Raw genomic sequence first — 15,346 nt, 5'->3', positions numbered from 1 at the left:
GCCCGGCCGGATGGCCGTGGAACAGGTGGCCAGATGGCCCTGGAATGCCTGGCCAGATGAGAGCGGACTGGGTGGCCGGATGGCGTGGAATCCGCAGCTTGGCTTGAAATCGATTCGGTCACATCACGGATCGATGCAACGTTGCGGTTAATCTCCTCCGCCACTGAGCTTTGCTCCTCGGCGGCACTGGCAATTTGCAGGTTCATATCGGTGATAACACTCACCGCCTGGCTGATTCGTTGCAGAGCCGCCACTGCTTGCTCGACCTGACCGACGCTGCCTTGGGCCTGACGATGGCTGCTGTGCATGGTGCTGACCACTTCTTTAGTGCCGCTTTGCAGGCCTTCTATCACCTGGCGGATTTCTTCGACGGAGTCTTGTGTGCGCTTGGCCAAGTTGCGCACTTCGTCAGCCACAACTGCAAAGCCACGACCTGCTTCGCCTGCCCGTGCAGCCTCAATCGCGGCGTTGAGTGCCAGCAGGTTGGTTTGCTCGGCAATGGAGCGAATCACTTCCAGAACCGAGCCAATTTTCTCACTGCTGTCCGCCAGTCCTTCAACTTCCTGCATGGCAACCGTCATTTCGCTGGCCAGTTGCTCAATAGAAGACGTGGTTTTTTTGATCACGCTCATGCCTTCAGTACTGGCGAGATCCGCTGTGCGCGCGGCCTCAGCCGCTTGAGCCGCGTTGTGCGCAACATCCTGTGCAGTGGCGCTCATTTCTTGAAAGGCCGTGGCGACTTGATCCACTTCACGGTACTGCTGCTGCATGCCATCACTTGTCTGGCTGGCTATGAGCGCGGATTGGTCTGCCGTGCTGCGCGCGTCCTGAACACTGCGTTTAACATCAGCAATAATCGGCTGTAACTTGTCGAGGAAGCGATTAAACCAACTGGCCAATTCACCCAGTTCGTCTTGTTTGTTGTATTCGAGGCGGCGAGTCAGGTCACCTTCACCGCTGGCAATATTCTTCAACATGGCCGACACGCCGATGATCGGACGGGTTACGCCCAATGCGGTTAGCCAAATCAGCAAAATACCGATCACGCCTGCAGCCAGGCCGAGGCCCAACGACACAGCCGCGTTGCGCGTGCCCATTTCATCCATCTGCATTTCTAAGCGCGTGGCAGGTTCAAGCAACACCTTCTCCGGCACCTCCAACAAAACGCCCCATGGTTTGGCATTTGGAATCGGTAAAAGCGGCTGTAGCACCTGCAGTTCACCATCGTGGTGCATGACCTCATGGCGGTTGCTGGCCAGCAGATTGATCATTTCGCTGTGTTGATCCGCAAAAGCGGCTTGTAATTTACCGCCCAACAAACTGCTGTCAGGACTGTGACCGGCCAGCAGTCCAGCAGGGCTGATGATGCTGACATGCCCAGCGCCATCAAATAGGTCCTTGTGGGCAGCCATACTCAGCTCTTGCAAGCTGGCAAGGCTGATATCAACACCCAAAACGCCAATTACCTTGTCACCCTGAATAAGAGGGAACGCGATGCTGGTCATCAATGTTTTAACGCCATCAGCCTCATCTATATAAGGGTCAAGCAAGCACACTTGCTTGCTCTGCATTGGGCAGGTAAACCACGCGTTGTAGGGTGCTCCGCTAATGCCCGGGGTGGTGTCATTAAGGTTTTCTTCGGTCATCGCCTCGGCCGCTAACTCACCGTTATCACCCTGTGACCAATAAACCGAAAAACGGCCTTTATCGTTGCTACCAAGGGCGTCTTGATCGACAAACAACTCGTCTTTGCCATCCAGAGCATTGGTGTCAAACACTACGTAGATACCCAGCAAGCTGCTGTTGGCTTCTAGGGCGCTACGAATTTGCCGACTGAGGTCTTCACGCAAGTCAAAAGCATCAAGAAAGCGTTTTTCAGCTTGTTCGCGAATAAACAGCACTTGAGACGCCGCGCCACGACCGTACTGGTAAGCGTCCATGAAGTAACGCCGGATATGCAGCGCCTGAGATTCACCGCGCGCCTCCATGCGTAACTGCGCAGATTCTTCAAGCATTTTGCTGCTGGACTGTTTTACCAATACAGCGCTTCGCGATGCTTGGATCATCGAAGCTGAAACCAGAACAGCGACGATTGCCAAGAGGCAAAGCCCGGCCAGAAGGGTAATTTTCCATTGAATCGAGAGTCGGCTGAACAGCATTTCAGGACCTTCATGTGTGGGCGGGCTTAAATCGCCTATCGGCGGTTGCGTGCGCTTCTTTAGGGATAAAACTAGTCGAACAAACAGCAATTTGCAGGCCAGTAGCGTTGTTTCGAGTGAGACTATACGAAATTATTAACGCGGCGTAGCAAATACTTTACGGCTGTTTTGACAGTTTGGTCAGCATTGGGCAGAGTACGCGCCCTTCGCCGCCCCGGCGTTGTCTGTTTATAGGCCATGTGCCTCGCAGACTCAGATAAACAGTGGAGTATTAAGATGAACGCAGTCGTTGCGGCAGTGGGGATCATGCTGATTCTCAGCTTGTGCCGCGTACATGTGGTGGTGGCATTAATTGTGGGTGCATTGGCCGGCGGGTTACTCGGCGGTCTTGGCGTGGAAGGCTCACTGGCTGCTTTCAATAAAGGTCTGGGCGGTGGCGCAACGGTGGCGCTGTCTTACGCATTACTGGGTGCATTTGCTGTGGCGATTGCCAAATCAGGCTTGGCTCATGCATTAGCCGATAAAGCACTGAAAATGGTTGGCAAACAGGACGTCAAAAACGCGGGCCTGCTCAAGTGGCTATTGATCGCACTGCTGCTGGCTGTGGCCATTTCTTCACAGAATATTTTGCCGATTCATATCGCGTTTATTCCGCTTCTGGTTCCTCCGCTTCTGTATGTGTTGAGCACCTTACAACTTGACCGGCGCTTGATCGCTTGCGTGCTGACGTTCGGCCTGATTACCCCGTACATGTTTATCCCTGTGGGCTTTGGCGGGATTTTCCTGAATGACATTCTGCTGGCCAATGTCGCCAGCGCTGGTGTTGATACCACGGGGTTAAATGTCACTGAAGCCATGGCGATTCCTGCGCTGGGCATGTTGTTTGGTCTGCTGGTAGCCGTGTTTTTTACGTACCGCAAAAAACGCATCTATGACCTGAGCAAGATCGAGCAGGCTGAGCGTGTGGATGTGACATACAACCCGTTGAGTCTGCTGGTAGCGGGTGTGGCGATTGTTGCGGCGTTCGTGGTGCAGCTATGGCTGGACTCAATGATCATCGGCGCCCTAGTCGGGTTTATTGTTTTCTCGGTGTCGGGTGTTGTGCGCTGGAAAGAAGCGGACGGCCTGTTTACCGAAGGCATGAAAATGATGGCCATGATCGGCTTTATCATGATTGCAGCAGCCGGTTTTGCTGAGGTCATGAAGGCCACTGGCGAAGTCAAAAGCCTGGTCGACGACGCGGCTCAACTGATTGGCCACGACAAAGCGCTGGGCGCCTTGTTGATGTTGCTTGTAGGCCTGCTGGTAACAATGGGCATCGGATCGTCGTTCTCAACTGTTCCAATCATTGCAGCAATTTTTGTGCCTCTGGGCATGCAACTGGGCTTTAGCCCGCTGGCTATTCTTTGCATTGTTGGCACGGCTGGCGCACTGGGGGATGCCGGATCACCTGCTTCTGACTCGACGTTAGGCCCAACCGCCGGCCTGAATGTGGACGGCCAGCACAACCATATCTGGGACAGCGTGGTGCCGACCTTCCTTCATTACAACCTGCCGTTGCTGGTATTCGGTTGGGTAGCAGCTATGGTGATTTGACCGATCAGATTAGTTATTGAATAACGACGAATCGCTAAATTCTGAAACGGGGCTGCCGATGCACAAGGCAGCCCCGTTTTATTTCGTACTCTGCCAAGCAAGGGTTTACCGATGCGTCTGACATTGAAATCAAAAGTCGTTTTACTGGCTCTAATTCCCGTGGTGCTGTTTGCCTTAGCGCTAAGCGGCGCCGCAGCGAAGGTATTGCAAAACCTGGCGGCGCAAGAAGTTGAGGAGACCCGAGAGCGACTACTGCAAGAAAGCCGCATCGAGCTACAGCATTACGTGCAGATTGCCCTAGGTTCCGTACAAGCGCTGTATGACAGCTCACCTTCAGGGGATATGGCCAGCCGGGAACAGGCCATTGCCATCCTGTCAAAGATCAAGTTTGGCAAGGATGGTTACTTCTTCGGTCATGACTCCGATGTAGTGCGGCTGTTTAGGGGTGACAGCCCGGTTGATGTTGGCAAAAGCCTGGCGGATCGTCGCGACCCGAATGGGGTGTATCTAAATCGCGAGCTAGTCAATGTGGCCAAAAACAACACCTACTACGTGAATTACGCGTCACCACTGCCCACCAATGATTCGATTCTGGTGCCGAAGATGGCCTACAGCTTTTACCTTCCCAAATGGGATATGGCGCTGGGTACAGCCATCAATCTGGATGGCATCGAGGCGCAAATTCAGCAAGTTCAGAATGAAATTGACCAACGTATCAGCACCATCATCACCAGCATCATCGTGATTGCGAGCGTGCTTTTGTTGGTGTTCGGTGTCGTCGGTGTTGTGCTCAGCAATACATTTTTACGCCCACTGCAGCAGATTAAAGAGAACCTTGATGATATCGCCGCCGGCGAGGGCGATCTGACCCGGCGCCTGCCGATCAGCAGCGATGATGAACTCGGGCAGTTGGCCGGATCGTTTAATCGATTTGTCGAAAAAATCCACGGCCTGGTTAGGCAGATCGCGGATATGACCGCGCAACTGACTGACTTGGTCGGTCAGGTTTCGGCTCAGACTCAGCGCTCCGAGGTGGCCATGGATCGCCAGCGTCACGAAACCGACCAAGTTGCTACCGCCATCAATGAAATGTCAGCCGCCGCCCATGAGGTTGCTCAGAGCGCCCAAGGCGCCGCAGAAGCTGCCAAAAAAACTGATCATGAAGGTCAAGCGGCTAAACAGGTTGTAGATGGCAGCATTGCTCGCATACACACCCCCGTGCAGGACATCCGCGACAGTGGGCTGTCTTTGGATGCTTTGCAGAAAGATGTTTCGTCCATCGTCAGCGTGTTAGGCGTCATTCGCTCCATAGCCGAACAAACCAACTTGCTGGCACTCAATGCCGCGATTGAGGCGGCCCGTGCGGGCGAGGCCGGACGTGGCTTTGCGGTTGTTGCCGATGAAGTGCGCGCGCTGGCAAGTCGCACGCAGCAGAGCACCCAGGAAATCCAGGGCATGATTGATCGACTGCAAAAGGGCACCCAAGACGCAGTCACAGCCATGCGCCGCTCAAGCGATGCGGGAGACGTCACCAGTGAACAAGCTAACCGCGCGGGTAGCTCGCTCGATGCGATCTCACAGCTCATTGGCACCATCAACTCGATGAACGCGCAAATTGCCAGTGCCGCTGAAGAACAAACAGCAGTCGCTGAAGAGATAAACCGCAGTGTGCATAAGATCGCAGGAGCGGTAGACAGCGTGGCTGATGAAGCGCAGCAGGGGGCTCAAACAGCTCGAAATCTTGCAGGCTTAGGCCAACGCTTGGGTGCATTGGTCGGTCAATTCCGTATCTGACCTGCCTTAAGCAGCTGTAAATGGCACAAATAAAAACGCCCCGAACAAGTCGGGGCGTTTTTGTTACACAAGCTACATGTTTAACAGAAGCGATCAGTCGTCACTGCCCATGATGCCGAAGATTTGCAGCAGGCTAACAAACAGGTTGTAGATCGACACATACAGGCTGATGGTTGCCATGATGTAGTTCCGTTCGCCGCCATGAATGATGGCGCTGGTCTGGAACAAAATGCAGACTGAAGAGAACAAGACGAAGCCGGCGCTGATCGCCAGCTGGAGGCCACTGATCTCAAAGAAAAAGCCGGCAACCATCGCGCCCAACAGGACAAAAAAGCCCGCGGTGATAAAACCGCTGAGAAAGCTCATGTCCTTACGGGTGGTCAATACGTAAGCTGAAAGCCCGCAGAAGACCAGTGCCGTCATGGCAAAGGCCGAGCTCACTACTTCAGCGCCGTTGGCCATGCCCATGTAGCGATTGAGGATTGGGCCAAGGGTGTAACCCATAAAGCCGGTCAGCGCGAGCGTGGACAACAGCCCCCATGCTGAATTGCGCAGCTTGGCGGTAAGAAAGAACAAACCGTAGAAGCCAATCAGCACCACGAAGATATTCGGGTAAGGCACGTTGGCGCGCTGGGCAACGTATGCGACTAAGCCGCTGAAGGCCAGCGTGATGGCTAGAAGACCATAGGTGTTGCGCAAAACGCGGCTAACTTCATGCTGCTCGACCTGGGTATGGTCAAGGGCGTAATTGTGTTCGTTCATGGCGACACTCCAGAAAAAGGTGGTGGTTCCGTGACCAAGGTCGAAGTCGATAATAGCAGAGCAAGTGAGTCAACTAATACGTAGAGTTTGACAGCGTGTGACGTTAGGGTAAGATTGCCGCCCGCAAACGCCGGAAGCGTGGCAGAGCGGTTGAATGCAACGGTCTTGAAAACCGTCGAAGGGGAAACTCTTCCGTGAGTTCGAATCTCACCGCTTCCGCCAAATTCCTCTGGCCGTTATTTTCAAGCAATTAGTTGACGCTTGATTGTGACGGTTGTGCGCCAAGCTGGGATTGAACCTAATTCCTGCTTTCCCACCAAGCATGCTAGTGATAGCGGCTGACGCAATCTGGGGTGACGCTTGATCAGGGTACTCGTTGTTGATGACCACGACCTGGTTCGCACAGGCATCACCCGCATGCTGGCCGACATTGATGGCTTGCATGTTGTTGGTCAGGCCGAATCTGGCGAAGAGTCTCTCAAAAAAGCCCGCGATCTAAAGCCCGATGTCGTTCTTATGGACATCAAAATGCCGGGCATTGGCGGGCTTGAAGCTACACGCAAGCTCATTCGCAGCCACCCAGATATTAAGGTTGTGGCTGTCACCGTGTGCGAAGAAGACCCTTTCCCGACCCGCCTGCTTCAGGCCGGTGCGGCAGGTTATCTGACCAAGGGCGCAGCGCTTGAAGAGATGGTTCAAGCGATTCGCTTGGTTTTCAAAGGGCAGCGGTATATCAGCCCTCAGATCGCACAGCAATTGGCCCTCAAGTCGTTTCAGCCACAGAGCAGTAATTCGCCGTTTGATTTGCTCTCAGAGCGCGAGATTCAAATTGCGCTGATGATTGCAGGCTGCCAAAAGGTTCAGGTGATCTCTGACAAGCTGTGTCTCTCGCCTAAAACCGTGAATACCTATCGGTATCGCATCTTTGAAAAGCTATCCATCACCAGCGATGTGGAGTTGGCTCTACTGGCCGTACGCCATGGCATGATTGATGCCGGTAACTGACGACGGCGGCGCAGCGTTCGACTCCAGCGCGTTTTTATCTACATGCAGTGGTAGGCCTGGTGTCTACCGCATGTTCGATCTTGACGCCAAATTGCTGTACGTCGGCAAGGCCAAAAATCTCAAAAAACGCTTGGCCAGCTATTTTCGGCAGACGGGTTTAGCACCGAAGACCTCGGCTTTGGTTGCGCGAATTGCCCAGATCGAAACCACCATTACTGCCAATGAAACTGAGGCTTTGCTCCTTGAGCAAACGCTGATCAAAGAATGGCGGCCGCCTTACAACATCCTGCTGCGCGATGATAAGTCATACCCCTACGTGTTCCTCTCTGATGGGGATTTTCCGCGCCTAAGCATTCATCGCGGCGCCAAAAAGGCTAAAGGCCGCTACTTCGGGCCATACCCGAGCGCCGGAGCCATTCGCGAAAGCCTTAATCTTCTGCAAAAAACTTTTTTAGTGCGTCAGTGCGAGGACAGTTTCTACAAAAACCGCACGCGTCCCTGCCTGCAGTACCAGATCAAGCGCTGCAAAGCCCCCTGCGTTGGGCTCGTTGAGCCAGGGGAATATGCTGACGATGTTCGCCATTCAGTGATGTTTCTCGAGGGGCGTAGCAACGCCCTGACGGATGAGCTTTCTACTGGAATGCAAGCGGCGGCCGAGGCCCTTAAGTTTGAACGCGCCGCCGCCTTGCGCGACCAGATATCCCTGCTGCGCCGCGTGCAGGATCAGCAAAGCATGGAAGGGGGCACAGGCGAGGTAGATGTCGTCGCCGCGATGGTCAATCCCGGTGGCGCGTGCGTGCATTTGATCAGCGTGCGTGGCGGACGCGTATTGGGAAGCAAGAACTTTTTCCCGCAGGTGGCGATTGAAGAAGATGTTAGCAGCGTGCTGCAAGCTTTCCTTGAGCAGTATTACCTGAGCAATCAGGAGCGCGACTTGCCCAGCGAACTGATTGTTAATGCCCAGCATGAAGACTTTGCCACCTTGATTGATGCCATCGAGGCTTTACGCGGCAAGACCCTAAGTATCAGTTACCGCGTACGTGGCACCAGGGCGCGCTGGCAGCAGTTAGCGGTGACCAATGCTGAGCAATCACTTATGGCGCGCTTAGCTAACCGGCAACATGTAGCCGCGCGTTTCGATGCACTGGCTCAGGCGCTCGACCTGGATGAAGTGCCGCAACGCTTAGAGTGCTTCGATATCAGCCACTCGAGCGGCGAGGCTACCGTGGCGTCTTGTGTGGTGTTCGGCCCGGAAGGCCCGATAAAGTCAGACTACCGGCGTTACAACATCGAAGGCGTAACCCCTGGCGACGACTATGCCGCGATGCACCAAGCGCTTACCCGACGTTTCAGCAAGATCAAAGAGGGTGAGGGTAAGTTGCCCGACATCCTTCTGGTCGACGGCGGTAAAGGTCAACTAGCGATGGCTCGCGCTGTTTTGGAAGAGCTGGCTGTGCCCGAGTTGATTCTGCTCGGGGTTGCTAAAGGCACGACCCGTAAGCCAGGCCTGGAAACCCTGTTTCTGAATGATGCCGCGCATGAATTTACACTACCTGGCACATCGCCGGCCTTGCATCTGATCCAACAAATTCGTGATGAGTCGCATCGCTTCGCTATCACCGGGCACCGCGCTCGCCGAGGTAAGACACGTCGCACCTCAACGCTGGAGGACGTGGCTGGCGTGGGTCCCAAGCGCAGGCGCGAGTTGCTGAATCACTTTGGTGGCTTGCAGGAACTGTCTCGCGCCAGCATCGAGGAAATCGGCAAAGCGCCTGGTATCAGCAAAAAGCTTGCAGAGTTGATTTATGCAGCGCTGCACAGCGAGTAGAATGCGGCTCTTTCTGATCAGCCAAGTTGTGTCGATGAATATCCCCAACCTGCTTACCATGCTCCGGGTGTTGTTGATCCCGGTTTTTATCTTGCTGTTCTACCTTCCCTTTAGCTGGAGTTACTGGGCGGCAAGTGCGGTATTTTCAGTTGCAGCAGCAACAGATTGGCTTGATGGATACCTGGCTCGGCGCTGGGAGCAAAGCACACCCTTTGGTGCTTTTCTTGACCCGGTTGCCGATAAGTTAATGGTGGCCGTGGCGCTAGTTCTACTGGCGGCAGAGCACTCGAATCTATGGCTGACGCTTCCTGCCGCTATCATCATCGGTCGTGAAATCGTTGTGTCTGCATTACGTGAATGGATGGCCGAACTGGGTGCTCGCGCCCACGTTGCAGTATCCAATTTGGCCAAGTGGAAAACAGCCGCGCAGATGGTCGCCTTGGTTATTTTACTGGCCAATCCGCCGCTGTTTACGGTGTGGGTCATACTCGGTTATGCATTACTCATAATCGCTGCAGTCCTCACCTTGTGGTCAATGATTCAGTATTTGCTTGCCGCATGGCCGCACCTTCAGACCACTACTGAAAAGAAATAAGCTTTTTTGAATCAAGGGGTTGACTGCAAGCCTTGAAGCTATAGAATGGCGCCCGTCAACACGACATGCGGGAATAGCTCAGTTGGTAGAGCACGACCTTGCCAAGGTCGGGGTCGCGAGTTCGAGTCTCGTTTCCCGCTCCAGTTTTAAACAGGTTGAGATAATCGTCCTGAACGTTTCAAGGCTGAGTAGCAGAGTGGTTATGCACCGGATTGCAAATCCGTGAACGCCGGTTCGATTCCGACCTCAGCCTCCAAATAAATGCCTCGTAGATCATAGATTTACGAGGCATTTTTCATTTAGTCTGCAAGTCTTGCGGGCTTTTGATGGGCTGTATATAGTCCATCGCAAGCAACGTAGCGCTACCGCCCGAATGGCGAAATCGGTAGACGCAAGGGACTTAAAATCCCTCGAGGGTAACCTCGTGCCGGTTCGATTCCGGCTTCGGGCACCATTACAATGATTTCAGATGTTCCCTGATGAACCTGAAACCCACTAAAGCCGGCCTCTGTAGCCGGTTTTTTTTGTGTCCGTATGCTTTCCAGTGTTTCTATACATTCCCGGCTTTTAGGGGTACGTTTAGGGGTACGCCGGTTCGGTAAGGAAAACGTACCCCTATGGCACGCTCAGTTATACCGCTAACAGACCCTAAGTGTGATGCTGCAAGGCCTCGCGAAAAGGCGTACAAGCTCAGCGACGGCCAAGGGCTGTTTTTGCTGGTCAAAGCAAACGGCACCAAGAGCTGGCGACTCAAGTTTAAGCGCCCGGATGGTAGGGAAGGGCTGGCGACCTTTGGCAACTACCCAGCACTTGGCCTCAAGTCTGCGCGTGATCGACGAGCCGCCGCGCTCGAACTGCTGGCCCTTGGGATTGACCCTCTCGAGCATGAGAAACAAGTAAAGGCAGCCTCCGCAGCGACAGTAACCAACACATTTAAGGCTGTAGCGCTGGAGTGGCACGCTGCTGGAGCGCGCAAGTGGTCGAAAGATCACGCCATTAAGATATTGCGCCGCCTGGAAACTGATCTTTTCCCTTGCCTAGGAGATCGCGCAGTTTCAGAGCTAAAGGCCCGTGATCTACTGGTGCCGTTAAAAAACGCCGAAAAACTTAACCATCTCGATGTTGCAAGCCGTCTGCGCCAGTACATTGATGGAATCATGCGCTATGCCGTCCAGAACGGGCACATAGAGAGCAATCCCGCGCGCGATCTGCTGGGAGCGACTGCCACCCGTAAGGCCGCACATCGTCCAGCGCTGCCCCTGGAGCGACTGCCAGAGCTTTTGCAGCGTATCGACAATTACAAGGGGCGGCCTCTGACTCGCCTGGCAGTACACCTGACCTTGTTGGTCTTTATTCGCTCAAGCGAATTACGCTTTTCCCGCTGGCCAGAAATCGACTTTGACCGAAGCCTCTGGACAATCCCCGGCACCCGCGAGGCCATAGAGGGTGTTAAGCATTCGCAACGCGGCTCGAAGATGGGTACTCCGCACCTAGTGCCACTGAGTAAGCAGGCGATTTCCATTCTTGAGGCTATCCAGCCGCTCACTGGGCGTTTTGACCTGGTTTTTGCTGGCGACCATTACCACCACAAGCCTATGAGTGAGAACACCGTAAATGCTGCGCTGCGCCTTATGGGATATGACACCAAGGCCGACGTTTGCGGGCATGGCTTCCGTTCAATGGCTTGCTCTGCTTTGGTGGAGTCTGGCCTGTGGTCGCGTGATGGAGTCGAGCGGCAAATGAGCCACCAAGAGCGCAGCGGGGTGAGGGCGGCTTATATCCACAAGGCCGAACACATAGAGGAGCGCCGGCTAATGGTTCAGTGGTGGGCTGACTACCTAGAAGCAAACCGGGAAAAACACATAACGCCCTATGACTTTGCGCACCTGGGCAGAGATGCTGCCAACGTGCTGGAGCTGGTGCGCGCATGACAATCAGAGCTAAACGGGCTAAAGCGCTTCCCATACTCGACAAGGATGCTGACTGGAGCATGGGTGGAATGGTGGATGAAAGCCTTTCACCTGATGGCGAGTCCTACTTAGAGAGTTTGAGCGTTTTTTTTAGCGGCGATTTAAGGGCTTGGTTTAAACAAAGAATAGGTCGATACCGCGTTTACAGCGAAATGGCAAAAAAAATGCCCGCGACTAGCGAGGAGCTGCGCCTAGTTAGCGAGGCCCAACGTTACTTATTAGAAGTCCGACAAAGGCTTAAAAACCTACCTCCGGCTGCTGATGCTTATATAAATGCTGCGTGCTGGCACCGACATAAGCGGCTGTTCCATGGCACCGACGGATTTTTGTCTGACCTAAATGCACTGGCCAGAGAAGCCGACACTTTGCTCGCGATTACGGAGCAGGAACTGGGCCGGTATCCGGTCAATAAGGGAAGCAAGCCAAAGCAAGCGAGGGACAGCCTATTGTCTGATACCGCTGCTTATCTGCTGGAGCATTCCTGCAAACCGATTACCAAGCGTAAGGCTGCTGAGTTAGCCAGAGATCTATTGGTGGCAACTGACGTTGAAGCGCCTAAAGAAACTGTCGAAATTGAGCGATTGATAAGACGTGAAAGAGGGGGGCGAAATAGCCTTTAACTGGCCTCAATTCCGCACGGCGAACCATTCAGCAATAGATCATAAATTGCGTCCCGTACCCATACGGAGGCGCTCAAATGCACCCAGTAACCACACCTGCAAAAGCCCTTATTCGTCAGCCCGCGCTCTGCACCTGGCTTGACCTGTCCCGCTCTGGCTTAGACAAACTTCGCAAAAAAGACCCAACTTTCCCGAAGCCAATCAAAGATGGTGAGTCGCGCCAAGCCGCCGCCTACTACGTCGTTTCCGAGGTTAACGCTTGGCTCCGCGCCAAGATCGAGGCGAGGGACGCAGCATGAAGACCCAAAAGCAAAAAGCCGCGGCACTGGGCACACGCAAGACAGCCCCCACCTTGATTGCTTCCGTCCTCCGCCACCTTCTGCAGACCGGCTCGCTGAACAAATACGAAGGCGTTAACGTGCTTGGCGACTGGAGCCTGAGCAGCACCATATCCGACCTGGCGAACGACTACGGCGTCACGATCACCCGCACCAGGGAGATGATAGGCCGCAGCCGCCAGCCCGTCGCCCGCTACAGCATTGAAGCCTCAGCCCGCACGCACGCGCTTGATGTTCTGGCGCTGATGGATGGCAAAGGCAAGAAGGTGGCCGCATGAATAACGCCAACATTCTGCCAGCCATTGCCAAGCGTCACCGTCGGCGCTATCGTGTGGCTGTCGCTGCAAAATCAGCGACCGGGTTTGGCGACCCGATTAAGCAAAAGGCGCACAAGCGCCACCAGAGAACAGCAGGCGCTTTTTTTGTGCCCGCTATTCGCCTCAATGGTGGCTGTGCGTGGGATACCTTCGGGTATGCCGGGTTCCTTTTGCCCCGGTTCGCCAACCTGCGTACAGCCGCCACCCAATATCGTTTGGCGACGATTAGTGGCGGTTCCTCAGCAAAAGGAGCCTTACCCATGAAACACGCCCGCAATCCGTCCACTCCCAACAGTCACGCCGACGCCTACAAGGCAATGGCCCTTGCCGCCCTGCGCGCTGATTCGTCCCTGTCTGTACGCCTGGCACGCTACAACCACCACATGGCCAAGGCCCGCGCCCTGGAAACCGCAGGGGGTGCCGTATGAGCTGCCAAGCCCTGAGCCGTGGCCACGTCGTCACCGTCTGCCACCCCGGCGACGGACGCCGCCGCGAACTGCCTACCCTGACCCTGGGCGGCCTTGCCCTGGAGCTGGCCGCGATGATCCGCGAAGCACTACCCGCCGCCCTGGTGAGCATCGTTCGCGTAGATCTGACACCGCAAACGCGCCCCGATGCCGAACAGCAGACGGACACCATCAAGCGGCTGGTGATCGAGGCCCGCGAAGCTGAGCGGCCTGGACATGCCTTCCTGAGCGCTTCCGGTTTCTGGCCGCACGCCGCACCGACGGCCAAGGAGTAACCCCCATGCACATCAAAAACGGCGCAAGTGCGCCGACGGGTTCGGCTTGCTTGGGAAACGTGCTGTCCCGACTCGACAAGGTGAAAGCAACAGGCCCAAACAAGTGGAAAGCCTGCTGCCCTGCGCACGATGACAAAACCCCAAGCCTAGGCGTCTCCGAGGCTGCCGACGGCAAGGTGCTGTTGCATTGCTGGGCCGGCTGCACAGCAAGGGACATAACCGCCGCCATCGGGCTTGAGCTTTCCGATCTATTCCCCGGCGACAAGCCAGCCCGGCGCGGCCCAAGTAAGGCCGCCCAACAATTCGAGGCAACCATCATCACCATCGCCTTAAACAATCTGCGCCAGGGTAGGCCGCTTTCTACTGCTGATCGTGAGCGCTTCGAGCTAGCTAAGCGGCGCATGTTTGGGGGTGCTGTATGAGTAACACCTTAGAACTACTTAAAAAGGAATGGGCCGCCAGTGCTGCCAAAGACGCTTGGCGCGCCAACGCAGTCCAGGCAACGCAAATTACCCCGAAGGCTATCCACTGGGCTTGGCCCGGCTGGCTGGCGCTGGGAAAACTTACGATATTGGCTGGCGCAGGTGGCACAGGTAAAACCACGCTAACCATCGGCCTGGCCGCAGTCTTGACCAGTGGAGGCCGCTGGCCAGATGGCGAACCCTGCCGAACTCGCCGCAGCGTACTGATCTGGTCAAGTGAAGACGATGCGGCCGACACCATAGTGCCGCGCCTTATTGCAGCGGACGCTGACCTTTCGCGAGTGCACATTTTGCAGGGGCGCATTAACGGCCTTGGCGAGATACAACCGTTTGACCCGGCCAAAGATATTGATTTGCTTGCCGCCGAACTGGAGCGCATTGGCGATGTGGGGCTGATAATGATTGACCCGATCGTCTCAGCCGTTGCCGGTGACATGCACCGCGCAAACGACGTGCGCCGTGCGCTTCAGGGGCTTGTAGACCTGGCAGAGCAATATGACTGCGCCGTGCTGGGGATCACCCACTTCTCCAAAGGTAGCGCCGGTAGTAATCCCGCTGACCGGGTGCTTGGTTCTCAGGCGTTCGGCGCGCTCGCCAGAACAGTCCTGGTGGCAGCCAAACAGGAAGACTCCGAACTTCGAGTGCTGGCGCGGGCCAAGTCGAACATTGCTGTAGATAATGGAGGGTGCTCTTACAGTATCGATGAATGCACGCTTGAAGGTGGGATTACCACTACCCGCGTGGTGTGGGGCAAACCGATCGAAGGCAGCGCCCGCGATATCCTGGCCGATGTCGAGCGCGTAGAGAACGACGCCGCAAGCGAAAGAGAAGACGCCGAGAGCTTCCTTGTCAGCCTGCTGTCTGGTGGCCCTGTTCCCGTTAGGCAAATCAAGGCCGATGCTGCTGGTGCTGGCTATGCATGGCGAACCATCGAGCGGGCCAAGAAATCACTTGGGGCTGAGGCTGTAAAAGTAGGGCTTAAAGACGGCTGGGTTTGGCAGCTTGGAACCGAAGACCGCCAAAAAAACACGAAGACCGCCACCCGCCGCGTCAGGATAGTTGTCGTGTGAGTTGATTCGATGAGTCTTGGTCGGTGGGCGGAAGTGAGAGCCGTGTGGCGCGTTATTCGATAGAGCAT

15 protein-coding genes and 4 tRNA genes are annotated in these 15,346 nt (G+C 55.2%); 17 read left to right on the top strand and 2 right to left on the bottom strand.

The features are described from left to right. The coding region (locus AUK77_RS00380; protein WP_296125148.1) for a methyl-accepting chemotaxis protein at positions 1–2,159 on the bottom strand (2,159 nt) is incomplete at its 3' end. 276 nt (positions 2,160–2,435) lie between these two features. On the opposite strand from AUK77_RS00380, the gene AUK77_RS00375 reads away from it, so the two are divergent. Then, positions 2,436–3,755 carry a Na+/H+ antiporter NhaC family protein gene (locus AUK77_RS00375; protein ID WP_296125146.1) on the top strand — a complete coding sequence of 440 codons (1,320 nt, stop codon included), beginning with the start codon at positions 2,436–2,438 and terminating at the stop codon, positions 3,753–3,755. Positions 3,756–3,866: 111 nt separating this feature from the next. Then, positions 3,867–5,549: a methyl-accepting chemotaxis protein gene (locus tag AUK77_RS00370; RefSeq protein WP_296125144.1), complete on the top strand. Its 1,683-nt coding sequence runs from the start codon at positions 3,867–3,869 to the stop codon at positions 5,547–5,549. Positions 5,550–5,642: 93 nt separating this feature from the next. Here AUK77_RS00370 and AUK77_RS00365 read toward each other — a convergent pair whose 3' ends face one another. After that, positions 5,643–6,311: a Bax inhibitor-1/YccA family protein gene (locus AUK77_RS00365; RefSeq protein WP_296125142.1), complete on the bottom strand. Its 669-nt coding sequence runs from the start codon at positions 6,309–6,311 to the stop codon at positions 5,643–5,645. A 132-nt stretch (positions 6,312–6,443) separates the two neighbouring features. Between AUK77_RS00365 and AUK77_RS00360 the strand changes: the two genes are divergently transcribed. From AUK77_RS00360 to AUK77_RS00290, 15 genes are all read left to right on the top strand, one after another. Further along, positions 6,444–6,533: transfer RNA gene (locus AUK77_RS00360), tRNA-Ser, on the top strand. A gap of 138 nt (positions 6,534–6,671) precedes the next feature. After that, on the top strand, positions 6,672–7,316 hold the full coding sequence (gene uvrY / locus AUK77_RS00355; RefSeq protein WP_296125140.1) for a UvrY/SirA/GacA family response regulator transcription factor: 645 nt from the start codon (positions 6,672–6,674) through the stop codon (positions 7,314–7,316). Further along, positions 7,303–9,144: an excinuclease ABC subunit UvrC gene (gene uvrC / locus AUK77_RS00350; protein WP_296125138.1), complete on the top strand. Its 1,842-nt coding sequence runs from the start codon at positions 7,303–7,305 to the stop codon at positions 9,142–9,144. The genes uvrY and uvrC overlap by 14 nt, the downstream gene beginning before the upstream one ends. Positions 9,145–9,178: 34 nt before the next feature. Next, the gene (gene pgsA / locus AUK77_RS00345) at positions 9,179–9,739 is read left to right on the top strand and encodes a CDP-diacylglycerol--glycerol-3-phosphate 3-phosphatidyltransferase (protein WP_296125136.1); all 561 of its coding nucleotides are present in this window, start codon (positions 9,179–9,181) and stop codon (positions 9,737–9,739) included. A 67-nt stretch (positions 9,740–9,806) separates the two neighbouring features. Then, a tRNA-Gly gene (locus tag AUK77_RS00340) sits at positions 9,807–9,882 on the top strand. Between the two features lie 39 nt (positions 9,883–9,921). Further along, a tRNA-Cys gene (locus AUK77_RS00335) sits at positions 9,922–9,995 on the top strand. 111 nt (positions 9,996–10,106) lie between these two features. Continuing rightward, a tRNA-Leu gene (locus tag AUK77_RS00330) sits at positions 10,107–10,193 on the top strand. A 163-nt stretch (positions 10,194–10,356) separates the two neighbouring features. Beyond that, on the top strand, positions 10,357–11,670 hold the full coding sequence (locus tag AUK77_RS00325; RefSeq protein WP_296125135.1) for an integrase arm-type DNA-binding domain-containing protein: 1,314 nt from the start codon (positions 10,357–10,359) through the stop codon (positions 11,668–11,670). Continuing rightward, positions 11,667–12,329, top strand: coding sequence for a hypothetical protein (locus tag AUK77_RS00320; RefSeq protein ID WP_296125134.1), 663 nt, complete (start codon positions 11,667–11,669; stop codon positions 12,327–12,329). The genes AUK77_RS00325 and AUK77_RS00320 overlap by 4 nt, the downstream gene beginning before the upstream one ends. A gap of 77 nt (positions 12,330–12,406) precedes the next feature. Beyond that, positions 12,407–12,628 carry a transcriptional regulator gene (locus tag AUK77_RS00315; protein ID WP_296125133.1) on the top strand — a complete coding sequence of 74 codons (222 nt, stop codon included), beginning with the start codon at positions 12,407–12,409 and terminating at the stop codon, positions 12,626–12,628. Then, positions 12,625–12,945 (top strand): helix-turn-helix domain-containing protein, encoded by a 321-nt coding sequence (locus AUK77_RS00310; RefSeq protein ID WP_296125131.1) that lies wholly within the window; start codon positions 12,625–12,627, stop codon positions 12,943–12,945. Before AUK77_RS00315 ends, AUK77_RS00310 begins: the two co-directional genes overlap by 4 nt. A gap of 299 nt (positions 12,946–13,244) precedes the next feature. Further along, positions 13,245–13,412 carry a hypothetical protein gene (locus AUK77_RS00305; RefSeq protein WP_296125130.1) on the top strand — a complete coding sequence of 56 codons (168 nt, stop codon included), beginning with the start codon at positions 13,245–13,247 and terminating at the stop codon, positions 13,410–13,412. Beyond that, positions 13,409–13,726 (top strand): hypothetical protein, encoded by a 318-nt coding sequence (locus AUK77_RS00300; RefSeq protein WP_296125128.1) that lies wholly within the window; start codon positions 13,409–13,411, stop codon positions 13,724–13,726. Before AUK77_RS00305 ends, AUK77_RS00300 begins: the two co-directional genes overlap by 4 nt. 5 nt (positions 13,727–13,731) lie before the next feature. Beyond that, positions 13,732–14,148: a CHC2 zinc finger domain-containing protein gene (locus tag AUK77_RS00295; protein ID WP_296125127.1), complete on the top strand. Its 417-nt coding sequence runs from the start codon at positions 13,732–13,734 to the stop codon at positions 14,146–14,148. Next, on the top strand, positions 14,145–15,278 hold the full coding sequence (locus AUK77_RS00290) for an AAA family ATPase (RefSeq protein ID WP_296125125.1): 1,134 nt from the start codon (positions 14,145–14,147) through the stop codon (positions 15,276–15,278). Before AUK77_RS00295 ends, AUK77_RS00290 begins: the two co-directional genes overlap by 4 nt. Positions 15,279–15,346 lie beyond the last annotated feature (68 nt).

The organism is Pseudomonas sp. Ga0074129 (genome assembly GCA_001465025.1).
Lineage (GTDB): Bacteria > Pseudomonadota > Gammaproteobacteria > Pseudomonadales > Pseudomonadaceae > Aquipseudomonas.
The sequence above is the reverse complement of the archived record's forward strand: the minus strand, read 5'-3'. Positions and strand labels throughout refer to the sequence as shown.

Excerpts from the sequence above, each read along its gene's own strand:
- AUK77_RS00375 (WP_296125146.1), top strand. The coding sequence starts at position 2,436 with ATGAACGCAGTCGTTGCGGCAGTGGGGATCATGCTGATTCTCAGCTTG.
- AUK77_RS00370 (WP_296125144.1), top strand. The coding sequence starts at position 3,867 with ATGCGTCTGACATTGAAATCAAAAGTCGTTTTACTGGCTCTAATTCCC.
- AUK77_RS00365 (WP_296125142.1), bottom strand. The coding sequence starts at position 6,311 with ATGAACGAACACAATTACGCCCTTGACCATACCCAGGTCGAGCAGCAT.
- uvrC (WP_296125138.1), top strand. The coding sequence starts at position 7,303 with ATGCCGGTAACTGACGACGGCGGCGCAGCGTTCGACTCCAGCGCGTTT.
- pgsA (WP_296125136.1), top strand. The coding sequence starts at position 9,179 with ATGAATATCCCCAACCTGCTTACCATGCTCCGGGTGTTGTTGATCCCG.
- AUK77_RS00325 (WP_296125135.1), top strand. The coding sequence starts at position 10,357 with ATGGCACGCTCAGTTATACCGCTAACAGACCCTAAGTGTGATGCTGCA.
- AUK77_RS00320 (WP_296125134.1), top strand. The coding sequence starts at position 11,667 with ATGACAATCAGAGCTAAACGGGCTAAAGCGCTTCCCATACTCGACAAG.
- AUK77_RS00315 (WP_296125133.1), top strand. The coding sequence starts at position 12,407 with ATGCACCCAGTAACCACACCTGCAAAAGCCCTTATTCGTCAGCCCGCG.
- AUK77_RS00310 (WP_296125131.1), top strand. The coding sequence starts at position 12,625 with ATGAAGACCCAAAAGCAAAAAGCCGCGGCACTGGGCACACGCAAGACA.
- AUK77_RS00305 (WP_296125130.1), top strand. The coding sequence starts at position 13,245 with ATGAAACACGCCCGCAATCCGTCCACTCCCAACAGTCACGCCGACGCC.
- AUK77_RS00300 (WP_296125128.1), top strand. The coding sequence starts at position 13,409 with ATGAGCTGCCAAGCCCTGAGCCGTGGCCACGTCGTCACCGTCTGCCAC.
- AUK77_RS00295 (WP_296125127.1), top strand. The coding sequence starts at position 13,732 with ATGCACATCAAAAACGGCGCAAGTGCGCCGACGGGTTCGGCTTGCTTG.
- AUK77_RS00290 (WP_296125125.1), top strand. The coding sequence starts at position 14,145 with ATGAGTAACACCTTAGAACTACTTAAAAAGGAATGGGCCGCCAGTGCT.